This is a genomic window from Pseudomonas sp. MD330_10 (genome assembly GCF_042610415.1).
Taxonomy (GTDB): domain Bacteria; phylum Pseudomonadota; class Gammaproteobacteria; order Pseudomonadales; family Pseudomonadaceae; genus Aquipseudomonas; species Aquipseudomonas rhodesiae.
In genome coordinates, this window is the sequence record NZ_JBHGZU010000020.1 from 16146 (window position 1) to 36108 (window position 19963).

Sequence of the window (19963 nt, forward strand, 5' to 3'; positions counted from 1 at the left end):
TCACGGGGATTGGGGGGAGGCACATGCCTCATCGCCTGGTGAGTGCCGCGGCAGAAAGACTTGGTTCACCGCCCTTCTGTAACCTTTTCCGACAAGGTCAGGGAATTCATAACCGCCACCCATAAAAAAACCCGGTGCCGTTCAACGTGGAACGACACCGGGCTTTTTTGACGCTTGAGCTTAGAAAGCGCCCATGTAGTCGCGCTTGCCCACTTCCACGCCGTTGTGACGCAGCAGAGCATACGCGGTGGTGACGTGGAAGAAGAACTGCGGCAGGCCGTAGGTCAGCAGGTAGGTTTGGCCGCTGAAGCGCTTTTCTTTCGGGGTGCCTGGACGGGTGACGATTTCGATGCCTTCCTTGCCGTCGATTTGCTCGGCCTTGAGGGTGTCGATAAAGGCCAGCACCTTGGCGATCAGGGCTTGCAGGTCGGCGAAGGTCACTTCGTTGTCGTCATATTTAGGCACTTCGATCTCGGCCAGGCGCGCAGAAACGCCCTTGGCGAAGTCGACGGCGATCTGCACCTGGCGCACCAGCGGGAACATGTCAGGAAACAGACGCGCTTGCAGCAAGGCATTGGGCTCGATGTTCTTGGCCGTAGCGTGGGCTTCGGCCTTGTTCAGCACATCGCTCAGGGCGTTGAGCATTTGTTTGAACACAGGAACGGAGGCGGCGTACAGGGAAATAGTCATGGCACTCTCATCGGTAATGGCGGGGTTGCAACCAGCGGCGATTATAGCCATCCCCGCTGCTTGTCTTTTATTTTTTCAGGGATAGGCTAAGGACCTTCACTGCATAGGGAACGCGCGATGACCGCCGAGCACGACACCGATACCCCTGAGCCGCGCCTGAACAGCACGGAAATCCGCCTGCTGGGCTGCCTGATCGAAAAACAGGCGACCAACCCGGAAACCTACCCCCTGACCCTCAACGCTCTGGTACTGGCCTGCAACCAGAAAACCAGCCGCGAGCCGGTGATGAACCTCAGCCAGGGCCAGGTGGGCCAGAGCCTGCGTGCGCTGGAGGGCCAAGGCTTCACTCGTCTGGTGATGGGCAGCCGTGCCGACCGCTGGGAACATCGGGTGGACAAGGCGCTGGAACTGGTACCGGCCCAGGTGATCCTGATCGGGTTGTTGTTCCTGCGCGGCCCGCAGACGGTCAACGAACTGCTCACTCGCAGCGCTCGCATGCATGATTTCGAGGACGTCGAACAGGTCGTGCACCAGCTCGAACGCCTGATCGCCCGCGGGCTGGCGGTGCTGGTACCGCGTCAGGCTGGGCAGCGGGAAGACCGGTACACCCACGCGCTGGGCGATCCGGCGGATATCGAGGCGATTATCGCGGCGCGGGCAAGCCCGGTGGAGCGTGGCACCAGCGGGGTGTCCGCCGAACGTATCGAAGAGCTGGAAGCGCGAATCGCCGCGCTGGAGGAACGCTTGGCACAGTTGGAACAGGCCTGACACAGTAATAGGTGGGGCCGGGGGGCCGATGGCGGTGAGCCAGCCAACACCCTCATCGCCTGATAGACCTATATCGGGGGCAAGCCCCCTCCCACCTTGGATCTACGCTTGCCTTGAGCTTGGCGCGCCGACCGTTGGGCCACCGAGCTCGAGTGAACGCGGTCAAACCTGTGGGAAGGGGCTTGCCCCCGAGGGCACTGAGCCGATCAATACCTTCATTGCCTGATAGACCTATATCGGGGGCAAGCCCCCTCCCACCTTGGATCTGCGCTTGCCTTGAGTTTGGCGCGCCGTCCGTTGGGTCATCGAGTTCGAGTGAACGCGGTCAAACCTGTGGGAGGGGGCTTGCCCCCGATGGCGGTGTGAAGCCAACACCCTCATCTCCCGATGGACCTATATCGGGGGCAAGCCCCCTCCCACCTTGGATCTGCACTTGCCTTGAGCTTGGCGCGCCGAACGTTGGGCCACCGAGCTCGAGTGAACGCGGTCAAACCTGTGGGAGGGGGCTTGCCCCCGATGGCGGTGAGCCGAACAATACCTCCATGTCTGATGGAGCTATATCCAGCTTCCCAGTGCTTTTTCAGAGACGGGCGAAGGCAACGGCTTTTTCGAATTGTTCCTGGGTCGGCCGCACGCCGGTATAGAGCACGAACTGTTCCAACGCCTGGATGGCGATTACTTCCAACCCGGTAATTACCTGTTTGCCGTTGGCTCGGGCATGCACAATCAACGGTGTTTCGGCGGGAATCGCCACCACATCGAAGACAGTCCGCGCAGTCTCGATAATGTCTGCGTCAAACGCCAATGCCTCCGCCTCCGCGCCGCCGGTCATGCCGATGGGCGTGACGTTTATCAGCATTTGCGGACGCAGACCGGTCATATCCGCCTGCCAGGCGTACCCCAGGTGCTGGGCCAGCGCGCGCCCCGCTCTCTCGTTACGCGCCACGATCACGCCGTTGGCGTAGCCACCGTCGCGCAGGGCACTGGCCACGGCCTTGGCCATGCCGCCGCTGCCACGCAGGGCGAAGGTGGAATCCTGGGGGACCGAATGCTTTTTCAGCAGTTGCTCGACGGCGATGTAGTCTGTGTTGTAGGCCTTGAGATGGCCGTGGGTGTTGACGATGGTGTTTAACGAATCGATGGCTTGAACCGAATCGTCGAGTTCGTCCACCAAGGCAATGGCCGCCTCCTTGAATGGCATGGACACCCCGCAACCCCGGATCCCCAAGGCCCGGATACCGCCGATCGCGCCGGGCAAATCCTGGCTGCTGAAGGCCTTATAGTAAAAATTCAGACCCAACTGCTCGTACAGATGGTTATGAAACCGCAAGCCGAAATTACCGGGGCGCGCCGACAGTGACATGCACAGCTGGGTGTCCTTGTTGGGGTGCATCTGCATGGAAAACTCCTGTGAGTAAGCAAATCGGTACAGACCTTACACAACCTTTACCTAGCGGCCGTGCTGTTTTTCAGAAATACGTTGTCTTAAAAGTATCCCCGCGACATGACTTGAGTCCATTGATGGCAGGACACGAGCGCAGGGGCTAACCGAGGAATGACCATGATTCGTACAATCCCCAAGATCGCCTTGCTGGTAGGTGCACTCGCTATGGCTGGCCAAGCCTCCGCCCACGGTGGTGGATGGGCGGGGCCGGCTGCCTTGGGTGCGTTGGTCGGCGCCGCCGTGGTGGGCTCGGTGGTGGCCAGCCAACCCCGCGAAGTCTACGTGCAGCAACCGGTGTATGTGCAGCCGCAGCCTGTCTACGCCGCTCCGCCGCCGGTCTACTACGCTCCACCGCCGCCTGTGTATGTGCAACAGCAAGTGTATTACCGCCCGGCGCCGGTCTATTACGGCCCACCGCGCGGTTACTATGGCCCGCCCCATGGTTACTACCGTCGTGGCTGGTAACTGTTCGATCTGAAACTGGCCTCGCAATCGTGCGAGGCCTTTTTTTTGCGCCGGGTCCGGTTTTATCGCGTCAAGGTCGCTATGGAGACAATGTCTGGTGCGCAATCGCACATGATAGACACCAATGTCTACTTGCTCGAACAGGGCTCGCGCTGTCATGTTTGCGTCACATAACCCTTTCACTATCGAGCCTGTCCACCCAATAACAATTAAGGACGATTAACCATGCCCACACAAAACCCACACCGCACCGCCGGCCTTTGCACCTCCAGCAAGGTGTACAGCGCCCTGACCGAACTCAAGCACCTGGAAGGTCACCGCAGCGCGAAGTTCCTCGCCTTGCTTGCGGAAAACCTGGTGCGCAAGGGCCTGCTCAACGAGCAGGAAGTGGTGAGCATGCTGGATCAAGTGGTGGACTGACGCGTGGCATCAATGTCGACTATCGAGACAGTTGATTTTTCCTCAGCCGCCATGGCCCGTAAGGTGACCCCTACCACGATTGGAGGTCCTTATGCCCACTGTTCATATCATGTCCGTCATCGGCAGTGCCGTCCCCGCCGCTCTGCGCGCCTCGGGGGTGTTGGCTTGCTGGTACTTGGTACGCGAAGGCGAGCCGATCACCGGCCCGCTGACATCGTTGAAGGCCGCGGAACACCAATTGAAAGCCACCACCTACCAGTTGGAAGCCTGACGCTACCGGTTTACGGCAATGGCAACTTGACCCGCGGCTTGCTTTCGACAAACAGCGCCCAACTGGACATGAACAGCGCCGCCACCAGCGGTCCGATCACAAACCCGTTAAGGCCAAACACCGACAAGCCGCCCAATGTCGAGATCAGGATCAGGTAATCCGGCATCTTGGTGTCCTTGCCCACCAGGATCGGGCGCAGCACGTTGTCCACCAGGCCGATCACAAACACGCCGAACAACGCCAGCACCACGCCCTGCCAGATCGCCCCGCTCATCAGGAAATATGCCGCCACCGGCCCCCATACAATGCCCGCGCCCACCGCCGGCAGCAGTGAAAGAAATGCCATCAGCACCGCCCATAGCAGCGCGCTGGGAATGTCCAGGAACCAGAAAATCAACCCTCCCAACGCGCCCTGAGTCACGGCCACCAGCACGTTGCCCTTGACCGTGGCCCGCACCACGCGGTTGAACTTGAGCTGCAGGCGACGCTTTTGCGGTTCGGCCAACGGCACGGCGGTGCGCACCTTGCGTACCAGCTCCGGGCCGTCGCGCAAAAAGAAAAACAGCAGATACAGCATGATGAAAAAGCTCACCAGAAAATCGAAGGTGCCCTGACCGAAGCTGAACGCCTGAGTGGCGAAAAATTGGCTGCCCTGCATCGCGCTTTTTACGATTTTCTCACGCAGCCCTTCCAGGTTGCCCATGCCGAAGCGATCCAGCAGATGCTGGAAGTACGGCGGCAGGAAATTCTTGAACTGCTCGATATAGCCCGCCACATCCAGCTTGCCGCTTTCGATGTTCTTGTACAGCGTGGCCCCCTCTTGTACCAACAAGGCACTGGTGATGATCACCGGCAAAATCGCGACGATCAAACACGCAGTCAGGGTGGCCAGGGAGGTAAGGTTACGGTTCCAGCCGAATTTCAGCTGCACGCGGCGCTGCATGGGCGCAAAGATAATGCCGAGGATCACCGCCCAGAACACCGCGCCGTAAAACGGCAGTAATATCCAGATAAAGGCAACGGTCACCAGGACCAGCAGTAACAACAGGGTTTTGAATTGCAGGGTGGTTTGGTTCATGTCCGGTCCATGTCAGAAAAGCATTGGGCCTGTGTAGGCCCTGATGCTTAGTCCGCTGCGAAACCTGGGAGTGCCCTTATTTATCGCACGCCCGCGAACTCCCCGCCTTGGACCCCACTCAAGAGCACCCGGATCGTCTTCTCCTAAGCTTTTATAACCGTGTTCGCGAATGCGGGCGTGTTGCTTTGCACAGCAGTGGTCTCAATGACTTGGATCAATAAACCTGCGCCCGCCCTGCACTACTCTCGCGCCTTTTTGCGACCCTACGCCATGCCCACTGTTATCGCCCCCGAACTGCTCGCCCCCGCCGGCACCCTGAAAAACATGCGCTACGCCTTCGCCTACGGCGCCGATGCGGTGTACGCCGGCCAACCGCGTTACAGCCTGCGGGTGCGCAATAACGAGTTCGATCACGCCAACCTGGCCCTGGGTATCCAGGAAGCGCATGCCCAGGGCAAGCGCTTCTATGTGGTGGTGAACATCGCGCCGCACAACGCCAAGCTCAAGACCTTCCTCAAGGACCTGGCACCGGTGATTGCCATGGGCCCGGATGCGCTGATCATGTCCGATCCAGGGCTGATCATGCTGGTGCGCCGACACTTTCCGCAGATGCCGATTCACTTGTCGGTGCAGGCCAATACGGTGAACTGGGCGAGCGTGGAGTTCTGGCAGCAGCAAGGGATCTGCCGGGTGATTCTGTCGCGGGAATTGTCGCTGGAGGAGATCGGCGAAATCCGTGAGCAGGTGCCGGCCATGGAGCTGGAAGTGTTTGTCCACGGCGCCCTGTGCATGGCGTATTCCGGGCGCTGCCTGCTCTCGGGCTATATGAACAAGCGCGATGCCAACCAGGGCACCTGCACCAATGCCTGCCGCTGGAAGTACCAGGCCACTCCGGCGGTGGAAAACGCCACCGGCGAGATCGTGCAGCAATACGCGCCGGAACCGACCCTGGGTATCGGTGCGCCCACCGATCAGGTGTTTCTGTTACAGGAAGCCAACCGCCCCGACGAGCAGATGCCTGCGTTTGAGGACGAGCACGGCACCTACATCATGAACGCCAAGGATTTACGCGCCGTGCAGCATGTGGAGCGCCTGACCCATATGGGCGTGCACTCGCTTAAGATCGAAGGCCGCACCAAGTCGCACTTCTATTGCGCGCGCACCACCCAGGTGTATCGCCGCGCCATCGACGATGCAGTGGCCGGTCGCGCGTTCGACCGCAACCTGATGACCGACCTCGACTCTTTGGCCCAGCGCGGCTACACCGAAGGTTTCCTGCGCCGGCACGTCCACGATGAGTACCAGAACTACCAGAACGGCAGTTCCGTCTCCGAGCGCCAGCAGTTTGTCGGCGAACTGACCGGCGAACGCCGGGGCGAGCTGGCCGAGGTCAAGGTCAAGAACCGCTTCGCCGTGGGCAATCACCTGGAATTGATGACGCCCACCGGCAATTTTCACTTCGACTTGGGCGGCCTGCGCAACGCCAAGGACGAAGCCATCGACGTAGCGCCCGGGGACGGGCACACGGTGTATATACCGCTGCCCGTTGAGATGGATTTGCGCTTTGGCTTGTTGATGCGCGACGTTTGATCAGATCCTGAACTGACCGACCAGTTGCCCCAGGCGCTGGCCCAGGTCCGCCAGGCTGCGCGACGTCTGGGCCCCCAGTTGGGTTTCATCGGCCACGCTGTCCACCGCCGAGGCAATCTGATGCACGCTGCGGTTGATCTCTTCGGCCACGGCGGTTTGTTCTTCGGCGGCGCTGGCGATCTGGGCGTTCATTGAATTGATGGTGGCAATCAGCTGGGCCATGGTGTCCAGCGACGCTCCGGCCTGGTTGGCCTGGGCCGAGGTGCCATCGCCGGCCTCGCTGGAACGGCGCATGGCTTCCACGGCGGCTTCGGTGCCGGTTTGCAGGCGGTCGATCATGCCCTGGATTTCTTGGGTGCTGGTCTGGGTGCGGCTGGCCAGGGCGCGCACTTCGTCGGCCACCACCGCAAAGCCACGACCGGCCTCCCCGGCCCGCGCGGCCTCGATGGCGGCGTTAAGGGCCAACAGGTTGGTCTGCTCGGCAATCGAGCGGATCACACTCAACACGCTGACAATCGACGTCACATCCTGTTGCAGGCTGTCGAGGGACACGCCGCTGCTGCGGATGTCGTTCACCAACGCGTGGATCTGCGCGATGCTGCCGTCCACCACGCGCTTGGCGGCCTGGCCTTCGGCGTCGGTCTGCTGCGCGGCCACCGAGGCGCCCTGGGCACTGCGCGCCACTTCCTGGGCGGCGGACGACATTTGATTGATGGCGGTGGCGACCTGGTCCGTCTCGTGGCGCTGGCGCTCCATGGCCTGCTCCGAGCGGTGGGCCTGGTCGGACACCTGGCCCACCAGGCCGGTGAGCTGAGCGGTCATTTCGGTGATCTGGCGCACCAGGCCGTGGATCTTGTCGACAAACCGGTTGAACGCGCCGGCCAGCTCGCCCAACTCGTCCTGGCTGGTGATGGCCAGGCGCCGAGTCAGGTCACCCTCGCCGGCGGCAATATCGTCGAGGTTGGCTTTCATCAAATGCAACGGACGCAAAATGGTATTGGCCAGCACCATGCCCGCAGCGGCGATCACCAGCAACACCACCACGGCCACGCCGAGGATACTCAGCAAAACACCTTCCATGCGCGCTTTGACCTTGGCCTCGACCACCGCCACCTGGGCTTCGATGCCGTCGAGGTTGACCGAGGTACCGATGACCATATCCCACTTGGGCAGGTAATCGGTGTAGCCAAGCTTGGGCACCAGTTCGGTCTGCCCCGGCTGGGTCGAGCTGTATTGCAGGTAATGGCTGCCGTCCTTGCCGACCTTGACCAGGTCGCGGTTGACGTAGACGCCATTGGGGTCGCGGTTGTCTTTGAAACTCTTGCCCACGCCGTCGGGGCTATTGCCCTTGAACAGGCGGATGGTCTCGGAGTCGTAGCCGAAGAAGTAACCGTCCTTGCCGTAGCTGATGTTGGACAGCAGCTTGACCACCTCGGCCCGCGCCGCCGTATCGCCGGGCGCGGCGGCATCGTAGAGCGGCTTGACGGTGCTCATAGCCACTTCCACGTAACTTTGCAAAGTGGCCTTAGCGTTATTGAGCAAGCGCTGGCGGGTTTCATCCACCTCACTGCGCGCCTGGCCCTGGAGGATCCACACCGTAGTGAGGCTGATGACCAGCGCGAACAGCAACACCGGCACAACGGCGAGGGACAGGACTTTGGCCTTCAGACTCAGACGCATGGCTTTTCTCTCTTATTAAGCGACTTGAGAGGTTATCGGCCGATGGAAAACTATCTGTAGGCGCGAGCGCGCTCGTTCCTACAGAGGCATGGGGTCAAAGGGACATCGCCGCCAGCCAGCCAAAAGCCAGCAACGGGATGTTGTAGTGCAGGAATGTCGGCACCACGGTGTCCCAGATGTGGTGGTGCTGACCGTCGATATTCAGGCCGGAAGTCGGACCGAGGGTGGAGTCCGACGCAGGCGAGCCGGCATCGCCCAGGGCCCCCGCCGTGCCAACGATGCACACAATGGCCAGCGGACTGAAGCCCAACTGCACGCACAACGGCACGAAGATCGCGGCCAGGATCGGCACCGTGGAAAACGACGAACCAATCCCCATGGTCACCAGTAGGCCCACCAGCAACATCAGCAGCGCGCCGACCCCACGGCTATGGCCGATGAACGCGGCCGAAGTTTCCACCAGCGAACGCACGTCCCCAGTGGCCTTGAGCACTTCGGCGAACCCCGAGGCGGCGATCATGATGAAGCCGATCATTGCCATCATCTTCATGCCTTCGGTGAACAGGTCGTCGGTCTCGCGCCAGCGCACAATCCCCGAGGCCGAGAAGATCAGGAACCCGGCCAGCGCACCGATGATCATCGAATCCAGCCACAGCTGAATGATGAACGCCGAGGCAATCGCCACGCCGGCCACCAGCAGGGTCAGCGGGTTGTACTGCACCGCCACCTGCTCGACCCGCTCGATTTTCGCCAGGTCGTACACGCGCTTTTTGCGGTAGCTGATAAACACCGCCACCAGCAGGCCAACCACCATGCCCAGCGCCGGCAGGCCCATGGCGTGGGTCACGTTGACCTGGCTGACGTCCACGCCGCTCTTGGCCACGTTGGCCAACAGGATCTGGTTAAGGAAGATATTGCCGAAGCCCACCGGCAGGAACATGTACGGCGTGATCAGGCCGAAGGTCATCACACAGGCGATCAAGCGCCGATCCAATTGCAGCTTGGTCAGCACATACAGCAGCGGCGGCACCAGCAGCGGGATAAACGCAATGTGAATCGGCAGGATGTTTTGCGATGCAATCGCCACCACCCACAGCAGACCGATCAGCAGCCATTTGACGTGACTGCCGCCGCTGGCGTCCTGGCGGTCCACCAACAGCAGGGCCTTGTCGGCCAGGGCATGGGCCAGGCCGGACTTGGCGATGGCCACCGCGAATGCACCGAGCAAGGCGTAGGACAACGCCACCGTCGCGCCCCCACCGAGGCCGCCGTTGAAGGCGCTGAGGGTGGCTTCGATCCCCAGGCCGCCGGTGAGACCGCCCACCAGGGCGCCGACAATAATGGCGATGACCACATGCACGCGGGACAGGCTAAGCACCAGCATGGTGCCGACCGCGGCGATGACTGCGTTAATCATGGTTACCTCAAGCAGAAACAGAAAAACAGGCATGCCCGCGTCCCAGCGCCCCATCGGAGGGCGGCCAGTGTGCAGGCTTCAAGGAGGTCTTATTAGAGGGCGGGCACTTTGCAGCAGGCGCGGCCCCATGTCAAAAGCCGCTGCCGAGGGACGCGCCGCTCCGGCAGGTTTAAATTGATCGTTTGAATAAAGAAAATCTTCCTGCGGCCGATAAACGGGCTCTTTGTGTTTTCAGGTAAGGATGTCCGATGTCGCTCAGACAACTCTCCATTCAATGGAAAATCACCCTGCTCGCCGGCCTCTGCCTGCTGGGAATCGTGAGCCTGCTGGTGGGTTTGTCGCTGTACCGCATGGAGCAGAGTTCCGAGCAGGTCAAAGCCTCCAGCATGCAGATGCTCAATGAAGCCGCCCAGGCGCGTATCGAGGCCCAGGGCGAGGTGCAGGCGCTGGGTATCCGTCGGCAATTCATGGACGCTTATCAATATGGCCATGGCTTTGCCCGCCAGGTGCTGTTCTTGCGCGAGCAGGCGGAGAAACGCTTTCTGGACGCCTTCGACACCCGCGAAGACCTGACCCGCCAAGTCAGAGCCGCGTTGCAGGCCAACCCGGACCTGCTGGGTCTGTCCTTGGTGTTCGAAGCCAATGCGCTGGACGGCAAGGATGAGCTGTTCGCCGGCCAAACCGAGCTGGGCAGCAACGACAAGGGCCGCTTCGCACTGTATTGGTCGCAGCCGACACCCGGCCAGTTGACCTCCATGGCATTGCCGGAAAGCGACATGACCGACACCACCGTCGGCCCTAGTGGCGAAAAGGCCAACGCCTGGTTCACCTGCCCGCGCAGCACCCTCAAGCCTTGCGTGATCGAACCCTACTTTTATGTGATCAACGGCCAGAACGTACTGATGACCAGCATCGTGTTTCCGTTGATGGCCAACGGCAAAGTCATCGCGTCGCTGTCGGTGGACATCAACCTCAACAGTTTGCAGGCCGTGAGCCAACAAGCCAGCGCCAAGCTGTACGACGGCCAGACACAGGTCAGCATCCTCAGCCCCACCGGCCTGCTCGCCGGCTACAGCGCGGACGCGAGCAAACTCAGCCAGCGTTTGGACCAGGTCGACCGCCGCAGCGGCGCTCAACTGATCGGAGCCCTGGCCGGCAGCACGGGCATCAGCAGCCTGCACACCGAACATCAACTGAAAGTGCTGGCGCCGTTCGCACCGATTCCCGACGGCAAGCCATGGGGCGTATTGCTGGACGTGCCGGAAAAAGTCCTGGTAGGTCCCGCCGAAGCCCTCAAGGCACAAATGGATGCGGACAACACGCGCGGCACCCTGCTGGAACTGAGCCTGGGCCTGCTGGCAGCGGTGATCGGCCTGATTCTGGTATGGCTGATGGCGCGCAGCGTGACCCGGCCGATCTTGGGGGTGGCGCACATGCTCGAAGACATCGCCAGCGGCGAAGGCGACCTGACGCGGCGCCTGGCCTATGACAAACGCGATGAACTGGGGCAACTGGCCGGCTGGTTCAACCGTTTCCTCGACAAACTGCAGCCGATCATTGCCGAGGTCAAACGCTCGGTACAAGACGCCCGTGGCACCGCCGACCAGTCGGCCGCGATCGCCACCCAGACCAGCGCCGGCATGGAGCAGCAGTACCGCCAGGTCGACCAGGTGGCCACCGCTTCCCATGAAATGAGCGCCACCGCCCAGGACGTGGCCCGCAGCGCGGCACAGGCGGCTCAGGCAGCGCGCGAGGCCGACCAGGCGACGCGCGATGGCCTCAACGTGATCGACCGCACCACCGCCAATATCGGTCAACTGGCGGCGGACATGAGCACCGCCATGACCCAGGTCGAAGGCCTTTCGGCCAACAGCGAGAAGATCGGTTCGGTGCTGGAAGTGATCCGAGGCATCGCCGAGCAGACCAATCTGCTGGCGCTCAATGCCGCGATTGAAGCCGCCCGTGCCGGTGAGGCCGGACGTGGCTTCGCAGTAGTGGCCGACGAAGTGCGCAACCTGGCGCAACGCACCCAGGCATCGGTGGAGGAAACCCGCCTGGTGATCGAGCACTTGCAGAGCGGCACCACCGACGTGGTCGGTGCCATGGGCAGCAGTTATCGCCAGGCCCAGGGCAGTGTCGAACAGGTCGGCCAGGCCGTCACCGCATTGCGCCAGATCGGCGACGCGGTCACCGTGATCAGCGATATGAACCTGCAAATCGCCAGTGCCGCGGAGGAGCAAAGCGCCGTCGCCGAAGAGATCAACCACAACGTGGCGACCATCCGCGATGTGACCGAATCGCTGTCGGAACAGGCCAATGAGTCGGCGCGGGTGAGCCAGGCGCTGAACAGCCTGGCCAATCAACAGCAGGGTCTGATGGATCAGTTCCGAGTCTGACGCTTGAAGACCACCCAGGGTGGGCGGGAGCTTGCTCCCGTTTGCCGCCTGTCAGGCATGGCGCTTGGGTAATTCGACCAGCACTTTCAAACCGCCCAAGGGGCTATCCTGCAACCGCAACACCCCGCCCCACACCTCGGCGATATCGCGCACGATCCCCAGGCCCAAGCCGTGACCGTCGATCTGCTCATCCAGGCGCGCGCCACGGCTGAGCACCTGATCTCGCTGGGCTTCGGGGATGCCGGGGCCGTCGTCTTCCACCGCAAGCCAATAGCTGTGGGGGGTTTCATCAATGCTCAGGCGCACCTCGGCATCCGCCCATTTGCAGGCGTTGTCCAGCAGATTGCCCAGCAACTCCAGCAGGTCTTCGCGATCCCAAGGCAAGTGCAGGCCGGGGGCGGCATGGTAGCTGAGGTCCAGGTGTTCGCCATGGATCATGTTCAAGGTGGCGAGCAGGCCAGGCAGTTCCTGTTCACAGTCGAACAAGGCGCCGGGCAGGGTTTCGCCAGCCAGACGGGCGCGGTTCAGTTCACGATTGAGGCGTTGCTGCACTTGCTCCAATTGCTCGCGCAACAAGGCGCTCAGCTTGGGATGGTCTTTGAGCGCCTCGCTGGATGCCGCGCTCAGCAATACCGCCAATGGGGTTTTCAGCGCATGGCCAAGGTTGCCCAGGGCATTGCGGGAACGCTTGAGGCTGTCTTCGGTGTGGGCCAGCAGGTGGTTGATCTGCGCCACCAGCGGTTCCAGCTCCAACGGCACCTGAGTGTCGAGCTGCGAGCGTTGGCCTTGCTGCAATTGGGCGATCTGGTTGCGCGCGGTTTCCAGCGGGCGCAAGGCGCGGCGCACAGTCACCCGTTGTAGCACCAGCACCAGCAGCAACGCCGCCAAGCCCAGCACCAGACCGATCTGACGCATCAGGCGAAAGCTTTCGCGCACTGGCGTGTAATCCTGGGCCACGCTGATGGAAATCGACTGACCAAAGCGCTTGTAGTCCGAACGTAGCACCAGCAGTTGCTGGCCTTCAGGCCCCAGCTGCAGGTTGCCCTTCAGACCCGCCTCGGGCAGGCGCGGCAGTTCCTGATCCCATAGTGAGCGAGAGCGCCAGTGGGTGTCGGCAAAATCGATACGAAAGTAGTGGCCCGAAAACGGCCGCTGGTAAGCCGGTGACAGACGATGCTCGTCCAGCTGTACGCCGTTGGGCCCGCGCACCAGCGCTACCAGCAGGTTTTCCGTGTCGTTGCGCAGCCCTGCCTCCAGATATCGCTGCAGACCGGCTTCGAACAACCACAGACTGGTCTGCGCCAGCACCACGCCGACGATCACCATCACACTGATCAGCCCCAGGCTCAGGCGCCGTTGAATCGACCTCATGCGGGGTTGGCGCCAAACCGGTAACCCTGGCCGCGCCGGGTTTCGATCACGCTGCGGCCCAACTTGCGGCGCAGGTGATTGACGTGCACCTCCAGCACATTGGAATCGCGCTCGGTTTCGCCGTCATACAGATGCTCGGCCAGATGGCTTTTGGACAGGATTTGCTCAGGGTGCAGCATGAAATAGCGCAGCAGACGAAACTCGGCGGCGGTCAGTTGGACCTCTTCGCCATCGCGCAGCACGCACTGGCGCCCCTCGTCGAGGTGCAGGCCGGCGGCTTGCAGGGTGGGTTGGTTGGCTTGACCGTGGGAACGACGCAGCAACGCCTGGATGCGCAGGTGCAGTTCTTCGGGATGAAAGGGTTTACTCAGGTAGTCATCGGCACCGGCCTTGAGCCCTTCGATACGCTCGGCCCAGGAATCGCGGGCAGTAAGGACCAGCACCGGGGTGGCCAGCGCCGCCGCGCGCCATTGCGCCAGCACCTCAAGCCCCGGCAGACCGGGCAGGCCGAGGTCGAGGATGATCAGGTCGTAGGGCTCGGTGCGGCCCTGGTATGCGGCGTCGCGCCCATCGGCCAGCCAGTCGACGGCATAGCCTTGGCGCTGCAAGCCGGCCAGCAGTTCATCGGCCAGGGGTACGTTGTCTTCCACCAGAAGCAGGCGCATCAGTCTTCCTCGTCTTTGATCAGCACGCCGCTGGTGGCGTCCAGCTTGATTTCGCGCACCACGCCGTCGGTGGTCACCAGTTCCACTTCATAGGCATATTGCCCGTGTTTTTTTTCAAGCTCGGCTTCCAGCAGGCGCGAGCCGGGATGGCGCGCCATGGCCTGTTGCAACAGCTGTTCCAGCGGCAGGATCACGCCCTGCTGCCGCAGCGCCAGGGCTTCATCTTGATTGAGGTCGCGCGCCGCCAGGCTTGAGCAGAACACCATGAGCACCAGCGGCCATCGGCTGCTGGCGCGTAAATTTACCTTCATTACGTATCCTGATGATTCTTGAGAACCTGCCCGGTGAGCGCGTCCAATTCAACATCCCATTCAATGCCGTCGAGGTCTTGCAGTTCGACTTCATAGATGTACTTGCCATAGGCCTCGTCCAGGTCGGTGTCGAGTAAGGTCGAACCAGGGTGCAGGGCCAGGGCGGTGGCTTCCAATTGATCGAAGGCGACAATTGTAACAGTGGCAGGCACGGTCAGTGGTTTGTCGGGGTCCACGGCTCCGGCCTGGGTCGCCGTGGAAGCGATGATACCGGCGGCGACCAGAGCTGTGAGGCGCTTCATGATAAGTCTCCGTTACACAATGTTTTCCTACGCCGGACACGGTAACGACTGCAACTTAACTGAAACTGAATTGCCACCATGGCAATTCCAAGCCGACGCGACAAACGACGGTGTTTATTCCGGATTCACGCGGTATGGTTAACGTTTTTCGCGAGCACGCGTGCTCCTACACCCCGCTTCAACAGAGATCGGTATGACAGCCATCCACATCAAATTCCCCGCGCTGACCCTCAAGGCCGGCACGCGCGCTTTGGCACGCATTCGTGAGCAGGGCCTAAAGCCGGCGGATGTCGGCATTCTTCCCGGCGCGGCCGGCGGGCCCAAGGCCCTGGGCATCCAGGGCCTGGACCTGGCGCTGTTCGGCGACTGGCTGCCGCGTGCGCCACGGCAGCGCGCGCTGATCGGCGCGTCCATCGGCTCATGGCGCTTTGCCAGCGCGTGCCTGCCCGACCCGGTGCAGGGCCTGCTGGACCTCGGTCGCCTGTACAACGCGCAACATTTCGCCAAAGGCGTGACCATGGCCCAAGTCAGCCAGAGCTGCGTGCGCATGCTCGACGACCTGCTGGCCGGCCGGGATGCGCGGGTGCTGGACAACCCCGACTACCGACTCAACATCATGGTGGTCAAAAGCCACGGCCTGCTCGCCGATGACCATCGCGGACGCCTGGGCCTGGGCCTGTCGTCGGTGATTGCCGACAACCTGCGCGGTCGCGCACGTCTGTCGCGGCACTTCGAACGCCTGATCGTCCACGACCCGCGCCAGCCGCCGCCGGTGCATCCGCTCAAGGACTTCCCATCGCGCTTCCTCGAACTGGAAGTGGGCAACCTGCGCCAGGCGCTGCTGGCGTCGGGCTCGATCCCCATGGTGATGCAAGGCGTACGCGACCTGCCCGGCGCGGGCCAAGGCACCTACCGCGACGGCGGCCTGCTGGACTACCACCTCGACCTGCCCTACCACGGCGACGACATCGTGCTGTACCCGCACTTCACCGACCGGGTCATCCCCGGCTGGTTCGACAAGGGCCTGCCGTGGCGGCGCAGCAACCCTCAGGGCTTACAGGATGTGTTACTGCTCGCGCCCTCAAGGGACTACCTGGCGCGCCTGCCCCACGGCAAACTGCCGGACCGCAGCGACTTCAAACGCTTTATGGGCGACGACCCGAGCCGCCACAAGTACTGGCAAACCGCGATGAGCGAGAGCCGGCGGCTGGGGGACGAGTTTCTGCAGTTGGCCGACAACGGCGGCCTGGGCGAACGCTTGCAGGCGCTGTGACCCAGCGGTATGCGCGGCGAGGGAGCAAGCTGTTAAACTCGCCGCCTGCCAGATACTGACCGAGCTTAAAACACTGTGGAAATCTTCAAAGAATTTACCTTCGAGTCCGCCCACCGCCTGCCGCACGTGCCGGACGGCCATAAATGCGGGCGCCTGCATGGACATTCGTTCAAGGTGGCGATCCACCTGAGTGGCGACCTGGATCCCCATACCGGTTGGATTCGCGACTTTTCGGAGATCAAGGCGATTTTCAAGCCGCTCTACGAACGTCTGGACCACAACTACCTCAACGACATTCCCGGCCTGGAAAACCCCACCAGCGAAGTGCTGGCCAAGTGGATCTGGAATGAACTCAAACCGTTGCTGCCTGAGCTGAGCGCGATTCGTATCCACGAAACCTGCACCAGCGGCTGCATCTACCGCGGCGAATAAACCGGCGCGGTAAAAAAACCACCCTTGCGGTGGTTTTTTTGTGCCTGGCGTTGCACCCTTTCAGCCAGCCCTCTGCATGCAATCAAGGAGAATGCGATGGAGAACACTTGGCTGGCCCAGGCCAAGCGCCTGCAAGCGTTGGCGTCCACGGGGTTGCATTTTTGCACCGATGATTTCGAGCGCGAACGCCTGGAAGAAATCGCCCGGATCGCCCACAGCATGCTTGCGCAGCTGGGCGATGTGCCCCTTGAGCGCATCACCGGTCTGGTGCCGGATTTCGCCCAGCGCTATTCGACGCCGATGATTGACGTGCGCGGTGCCGTCATCGAGGGGGAGCGGATTTTACTGGTGCGCGAAGCCACCGACGGTTGCTGGGCGCTACCGGGGGGTTATGCCGATATTGGCCTGTCGGCGTCGGAAAACATCATCAAAGAGATTTATGAAGAGGCCGGGCTGACAGTAACGGCGCGGGCGCTGTACAGCGTGACGCACAAAGCCAAAGGCTTGTATCGGCCGGATGTGCGGGACTTCTACAAGTTGTATTTCCTGTGTGAGCCCATCGATCAGTCAGCGCCGGTAGCTGGTGTCGAAACCACTGAGGTGGGCTTTTTCAGCCTGGACGACCTGCCGCCATTGTCCCGTGGGCGCACCATCGAAAGCGATCTGCAGGCGGCGTTTGCGTTTCATCGCGGCGAGACCACACAGACCTTGTTCGACTGATCCATTTTGTATCACCCCTGCACCGCTTTCGTGCCCTACTGGGCATGGCGAACAGTGCTTTGAGCTTAGCCCTCCTGTTTGGCGCGCAAAATTGTGCATGCTGCACAACCGGCGCCGTGCGTCCACCACTGCTGTCGGCTTGGCACGCGTGGTGCAATGGGCCTGCGTCACTCATTCAGGGAGCAAGGCACATGACGCAGCAAGAATCCGGCAATGACTACCCCTTGAGCGAAGTCCCGATGCATGCACGTAAAGGCCTGGCGTCCACCGCCATGGTGCTGCTGGGCTTCACTTTTTTTACCGCAACCATGTTTGCCGGCGGCAAATTGGGGGTGGCGTTCAGTTTCACCGAGATGCTCGGTGTAGTGGCCCTCGGTAACCTGCTATTGGGTATTTACGCCGCAGGCCTGGGCTATATCGCCTTCAAGAGCGGTTTGAACTCGGTGTTGATGGGGCGTTTCTGCTTTGGCGAGGTGGGTAGCAAGCTCAGCGACCTGATCCTCGGTTTTACCCAGATCGGCTGGTACGCCTGGGGCACCGCCACCGCCGCCGTGGTGCTCGGCAAGTATTTCGAACTGAGCCAGGGCAGCGTGCTGGTGTTGATGGTGCTGTTCGGCCTGGTGTTCTGCGCCACCGCCTACGTGGGCTATCGCGGGCTGGAGATCCTGTCGTACATCGCAGTGCCGGCCATGGGCATCCTGCTGGTGTTGTCGATGTGGGTGGCTACGGTGAAAGTCGGCGGACTGCAAGGGTTGCTGGCGGTGGTGCCAACCGGTCAACTCGATCTGTCCACGGCCATTACTCTGGTGTTCGGCACCTTTGTCAGCGGCGCGACCCAGGCTACCAATTGGACGCGGTTTTCCCGCTCGGCCAAGGTGGCGGTGCTGGCCAGCCTGATTGGTTTCTTTGTCGGCAATGGGTTGATGGTGCTGATCGGTGCTTATGGCGCCATCGTCTATCAACAGCCGGATGTGGTGGAAGTGTTGCTGTTGCAAGGTTTTGCCATGGCTGCGATGGCGATGCTGCTGCTCAATATCTGGAGCACCCAGGACAACACCATCTATAACTTCGCGGTGGCCGGCTGCAATTTGCTGCGCACCAAACGCCGCAAGACCGTGACCCTCGCCGGCGCGGTGATCGGCACCCTGCTGGCGCTGCTGGGCATGTACGACATGCTGGTGCCGTACCTGATCTTGCTAGGCACGGTGATCCCGCCGATCGGAGGGGTGATCATGGCGGACTTCTTCTACCGCTACCGTGGTCAATACCCACGCCTGGCGCAAACACGCTTGCCCGCGTTCAACTGGCCGGGGCTCCTCGCCTACGCGGTGGGCACTGTGCTGGCCTTCAACTCGCCGTGGGTAGCGCCGCTGGTAGGGATTGTCGCGGCATCGCTGACCTACATCATATTGAGCGCCCTCCTGCGGGTACGTGCGCCATTGGCTGACGTCCAGGCATGAGCTTGACCGTCGCCGATGTGCTGGCGCTGCCGGGTTTGGAATCCCTGACCCTGCGTGCCGGCCAGACGGGCCTGGATAACCCCGTGCGCTGGCCCTATGTGGCGGAAAACAGCGGGATCGCCGAATGGGTGCTGGGCGGTGAGCTGGTGTTTGTCACCGGTATCAACCATCCCCGCGATGAGGCCAACCTGCTGCAACTGCCGGAGGAGGCCTGTCAACGCCAGGTCGCCGGGCTGGTGGTGCTCACCGGGCCGACGTATATCCAGGCCATCCCCCTGCGCGTGCTGGACGCCGCCGCTGCTGCCGGTATGCCGCTGATCGAGCAGCCCTATTCGCTGAAGATGGTGCTGGTGACCCAAGCCATCGGCTCGGCGCTGATCCAGTCCGAGCAATTGGGACGCTCGCGGCACGATGTGCTGGAGCGCTTGCTGGCCGGTGATTATCAGTCCCTGGACATCCTGCTGCACCGCGCCGCGCAATTGGGCATGCCGCTGACGGGGCACTGGCAGGTCGTGCAGTTGCAGTTGGAGGGCAGTGAAGCGCTGTTTGCCCAGGGCGATGCGGCGCAGGTGGAGGCGCACCTAACGGGGCAACACGACGCGATTGGTCGGCGTTTGCGCCAGTGGTCGCCGACCGTACCGATCCTGGGTCGCGCCGGGCAATGGACCCTGCTGCTGCCGGCGCCGGACGCTGTGGCCGCCTTGGCCAACCGCCACCAACTGGCGCAGTGGTTGAGCCCATTGAACCTGCGCCTGGCCCCGCTCAAATTGTTTATCGGCCTGAGCGCCGCCGCGCACCCGGCGGCCCGCCTGGCCCAGGCCCAGGATGAAGCGCGTCAGGCCCTGGCCGCCGCGCGACGCTTCCGCGAGCGCGCCGGGCTGTGCGTGTACGACGAACTGGGAGTGCTCAAGTTGCTCAGCGGGGTGCGTGATCGCGCGCTGCTCGACCAATTCCTCAAGGAGCGCCTGGGCCCTTTGCTGCGTCACGACTTGCAGCACGGCCCCAGCTTGATGCCGACCTTGGAAGCTTGGTTTCACGAGAATGGTAATCTGATGGCCGCCGCCCAGCGCCTGGCCGTACATCGCAACACCCTGACACACCGAATCCAGCGCATCGAAGCCCTGTGCGGGTTGACGCTGGACAACGCCTATGACCGCCTGGACATCGGTATCGCCCTGATGATCTGGCGGCTGTCTGCCTGATTGTTTTT

20 protein-coding genes and 2 pseudogenes are annotated in these 19963 nt (G+C 62.0%); 12 read left to right on the top strand and 10 right to left on the bottom strand.

Going from position 1 to position 19963, the window contains the following annotated elements; translation table 11 throughout:
• Positions 1-180 precede the first annotated feature (180 nt).
• Complete coding sequence (locus tag ACFZPT_RS23000; RefSeq protein ID WP_099313198.1) at positions 181-690, bottom strand: DUF1993 family protein; 510 nt, start codon at positions 688-690, stop codon at positions 181-183.
• Between the two features lie 117 nt (positions 691-807).
• Here ACFZPT_RS23000 and ACFZPT_RS23005 point away from each other — a divergent pair, with 117 nt between their 5' ends.
• On the top strand, positions 808-1458 hold the full coding sequence (locus tag ACFZPT_RS23005) for a YceH family protein (protein WP_034096856.1): 651 nt from the start codon (positions 808-810) through the stop codon (positions 1456-1458).
• Between the two features lie 580 nt (positions 1459-2038).
• Here ACFZPT_RS23005 and ACFZPT_RS23010 read toward each other — a convergent pair.
• A complete protein-coding gene (locus tag ACFZPT_RS23010; RefSeq protein WP_099313197.1) occupies positions 2039-2857 on the bottom strand; it encodes a shikimate 5-dehydrogenase in 819 nt (272 codons plus the stop codon).
• A 156-nt stretch (positions 2858-3013) separates the two neighbouring features.
• On the opposite strand from ACFZPT_RS23010, the gene ACFZPT_RS23015 reads away from it, so the two are divergent.
• The 3 genes from ACFZPT_RS23015 to ACFZPT_RS23025 all read left to right on the top strand — a co-directional run bounded on the left by ACFZPT_RS23015 (position 3014) and on the right by ACFZPT_RS23025 (position 4058).
• Entirely contained in the window at positions 3014-3367 is a 354-nt protein-coding gene (locus tag ACFZPT_RS23015; RefSeq protein WP_034096854.1) for a hypothetical protein, read from the top strand.
• 225 nt (positions 3368-3592) lie between these two features.
• Positions 3593-3787: a hypothetical protein gene (locus tag ACFZPT_RS23020; protein WP_003173044.1), complete on the top strand. Its 195-nt coding sequence runs from the start codon at positions 3593-3595 to the stop codon at positions 3785-3787.
• 91 nt (positions 3788-3878) lie between these two features.
• Positions 3879-4058, top strand: a complete 180-nt coding sequence (locus ACFZPT_RS23025; RefSeq protein WP_034096853.1) for a hypothetical protein — start codon at positions 3879-3881, stop codon at positions 4056-4058.
• 10 nt (positions 4059-4068) lie between these two features.
• Here ACFZPT_RS23025 and ACFZPT_RS23030 read toward each other — a convergent pair whose 3' ends face one another.
• Positions 4069-5136 (bottom strand): AI-2E family transporter, encoded by a 1068-nt coding sequence (locus ACFZPT_RS23030; protein WP_034096852.1) that lies wholly within the window; start codon positions 5134-5136, stop codon positions 4069-4071.
• A gap of 270 nt (positions 5137-5406) precedes the next feature.
• Here ACFZPT_RS23030 and yegQ point away from each other — a divergent pair, with 270 nt between their 5' ends.
• On the top strand, positions 5407-6726 hold the full coding sequence (yegQ, locus tag ACFZPT_RS23035; protein ID WP_034096878.1) for a tRNA 5-hydroxyuridine modification protein YegQ: 1320 nt from the start codon (positions 5407-5409) through the stop codon (positions 6724-6726).
• Here yegQ and ACFZPT_RS23040 read toward each other — a convergent pair whose 3' ends face one another.
• The 3 genes and pseudogenes from ACFZPT_RS23040 to ACFZPT_RS23050 all read right to left on the bottom strand — a co-directional run bounded on the left by ACFZPT_RS23040 (position 6727) and on the right by ACFZPT_RS23050 (position 9820).
• On the bottom strand, positions 6727-7548 hold the full coding sequence (locus ACFZPT_RS23040; protein ID WP_373873678.1) for a methyl-accepting chemotaxis protein: 822 nt from the start codon (positions 7546-7548) through the stop codon (positions 6727-6729).
• Between the two features lie 36 nt (positions 7549-7584).
• Positions 7585-8406, bottom strand: a pseudogene (locus ACFZPT_RS23045) (cache domain-containing protein); the annotation flags it as partial.
• Positions 8407-8500: 94 nt separating this feature from the next.
• Entirely contained in the window at positions 8501-9820 is a 1320-nt protein-coding gene (locus ACFZPT_RS23050; RefSeq protein WP_167389905.1) for a Na+/H+ antiporter family protein, read from the bottom strand.
• Positions 9821-10290: 470 nt separating this feature from the next.
• Here ACFZPT_RS23050 and ACFZPT_RS23055 point away from each other — a divergent pair.
• Positions 10291-11361, top strand: a pseudogene (locus tag ACFZPT_RS23055) (HAMP domain-containing protein); the annotation flags it as partial.
• Positions 11362-11463: 102 nt separating this feature from the next.
• Positions 11464-12219, top strand: a complete 756-nt coding sequence (locus ACFZPT_RS23060) for a methyl-accepting chemotaxis protein (protein ID WP_371264007.1) — start codon at positions 11464-11466, stop codon at positions 12217-12219.
• Between the two features lie 51 nt (positions 12220-12270).
• On the opposite strand, the gene ACFZPT_RS23065 is transcribed toward ACFZPT_RS23060, so the two are convergent.
• The 4 genes from ACFZPT_RS23065 to ACFZPT_RS23080 are packed head-to-tail and all read right to left on the bottom strand — an operon-like array spanning position 12271 to position 14868.
• Complete coding sequence (locus tag ACFZPT_RS23065) at positions 12271-13590, bottom strand: sensor histidine kinase (RefSeq protein WP_034096848.1); 1320 nt, start codon at positions 13588-13590, stop codon at positions 12271-12273.
• Positions 13587-14255 carry a response regulator transcription factor gene (locus ACFZPT_RS23070; RefSeq protein WP_034096847.1) on the bottom strand — a complete coding sequence of 223 codons (669 nt, stop codon included), beginning with the start codon at positions 14253-14255 and terminating at the stop codon, positions 13587-13589. Before ACFZPT_RS23070 ends, ACFZPT_RS23065 begins: the two co-directional genes overlap by 4 nt.
• Positions 14255-14566: a PepSY domain-containing protein gene (locus ACFZPT_RS23075; RefSeq protein ID WP_034096846.1), complete on the bottom strand. Its 312-nt coding sequence runs from the start codon at positions 14564-14566 to the stop codon at positions 14255-14257. Before ACFZPT_RS23075 ends, ACFZPT_RS23070 begins: the two co-directional genes overlap by 1 nt.
• Positions 14566-14868: a PepSY domain-containing protein gene (locus ACFZPT_RS23080; RefSeq protein WP_034096845.1), complete on the bottom strand. Its 303-nt coding sequence runs from the start codon at positions 14866-14868 to the stop codon at positions 14566-14568. Before ACFZPT_RS23080 ends, ACFZPT_RS23075 begins: the two co-directional genes overlap by 1 nt.
• A gap of 193 nt (positions 14869-15061) precedes the next feature.
• On the opposite strand from ACFZPT_RS23080, the gene ACFZPT_RS23085 reads away from it, so the two are divergent.
• The 5 genes from ACFZPT_RS23085 (at position 15062) to ACFZPT_RS23105 (ending at position 19955) form a co-directional block, all read left to right on the top strand.
• Positions 15062-16141, top strand: coding sequence for a hypothetical protein (locus tag ACFZPT_RS23085; RefSeq protein ID WP_034112872.1), 1080 nt, complete (start codon positions 15062-15064; stop codon positions 16139-16141).
• A 75-nt stretch (positions 16142-16216) separates the two neighbouring features.
• Positions 16217-16573 carry a 6-carboxytetrahydropterin synthase QueD gene (gene queD, locus ACFZPT_RS23090; RefSeq protein WP_003173033.1) on the top strand — a complete coding sequence of 119 codons (357 nt, stop codon included), beginning with the start codon at positions 16217-16219 and terminating at the stop codon, positions 16571-16573.
• A 96-nt stretch (positions 16574-16669) separates the two neighbouring features.
• Positions 16670-17293, top strand: a complete 624-nt coding sequence (locus ACFZPT_RS23095; protein WP_099313195.1) for an NUDIX hydrolase — start codon at positions 16670-16672, stop codon at positions 17291-17293.
• A 191-nt stretch (positions 17294-17484) separates the two neighbouring features.
• Entirely contained in the window at positions 17485-18753 is a 1269-nt protein-coding gene (codB, locus tag ACFZPT_RS23100; RefSeq protein WP_034096842.1) for a cytosine permease, read from the top strand.
• Entirely contained in the window at positions 18750-19955 is a 1206-nt protein-coding gene (locus tag ACFZPT_RS23105) for a PucR family transcriptional regulator (protein WP_379555773.1), read from the top strand. Before codB ends, ACFZPT_RS23105 begins: the two co-directional genes overlap by 4 nt.
• The last annotated feature ends 8 nt before the right edge of the window (positions 19956-19963 follow it).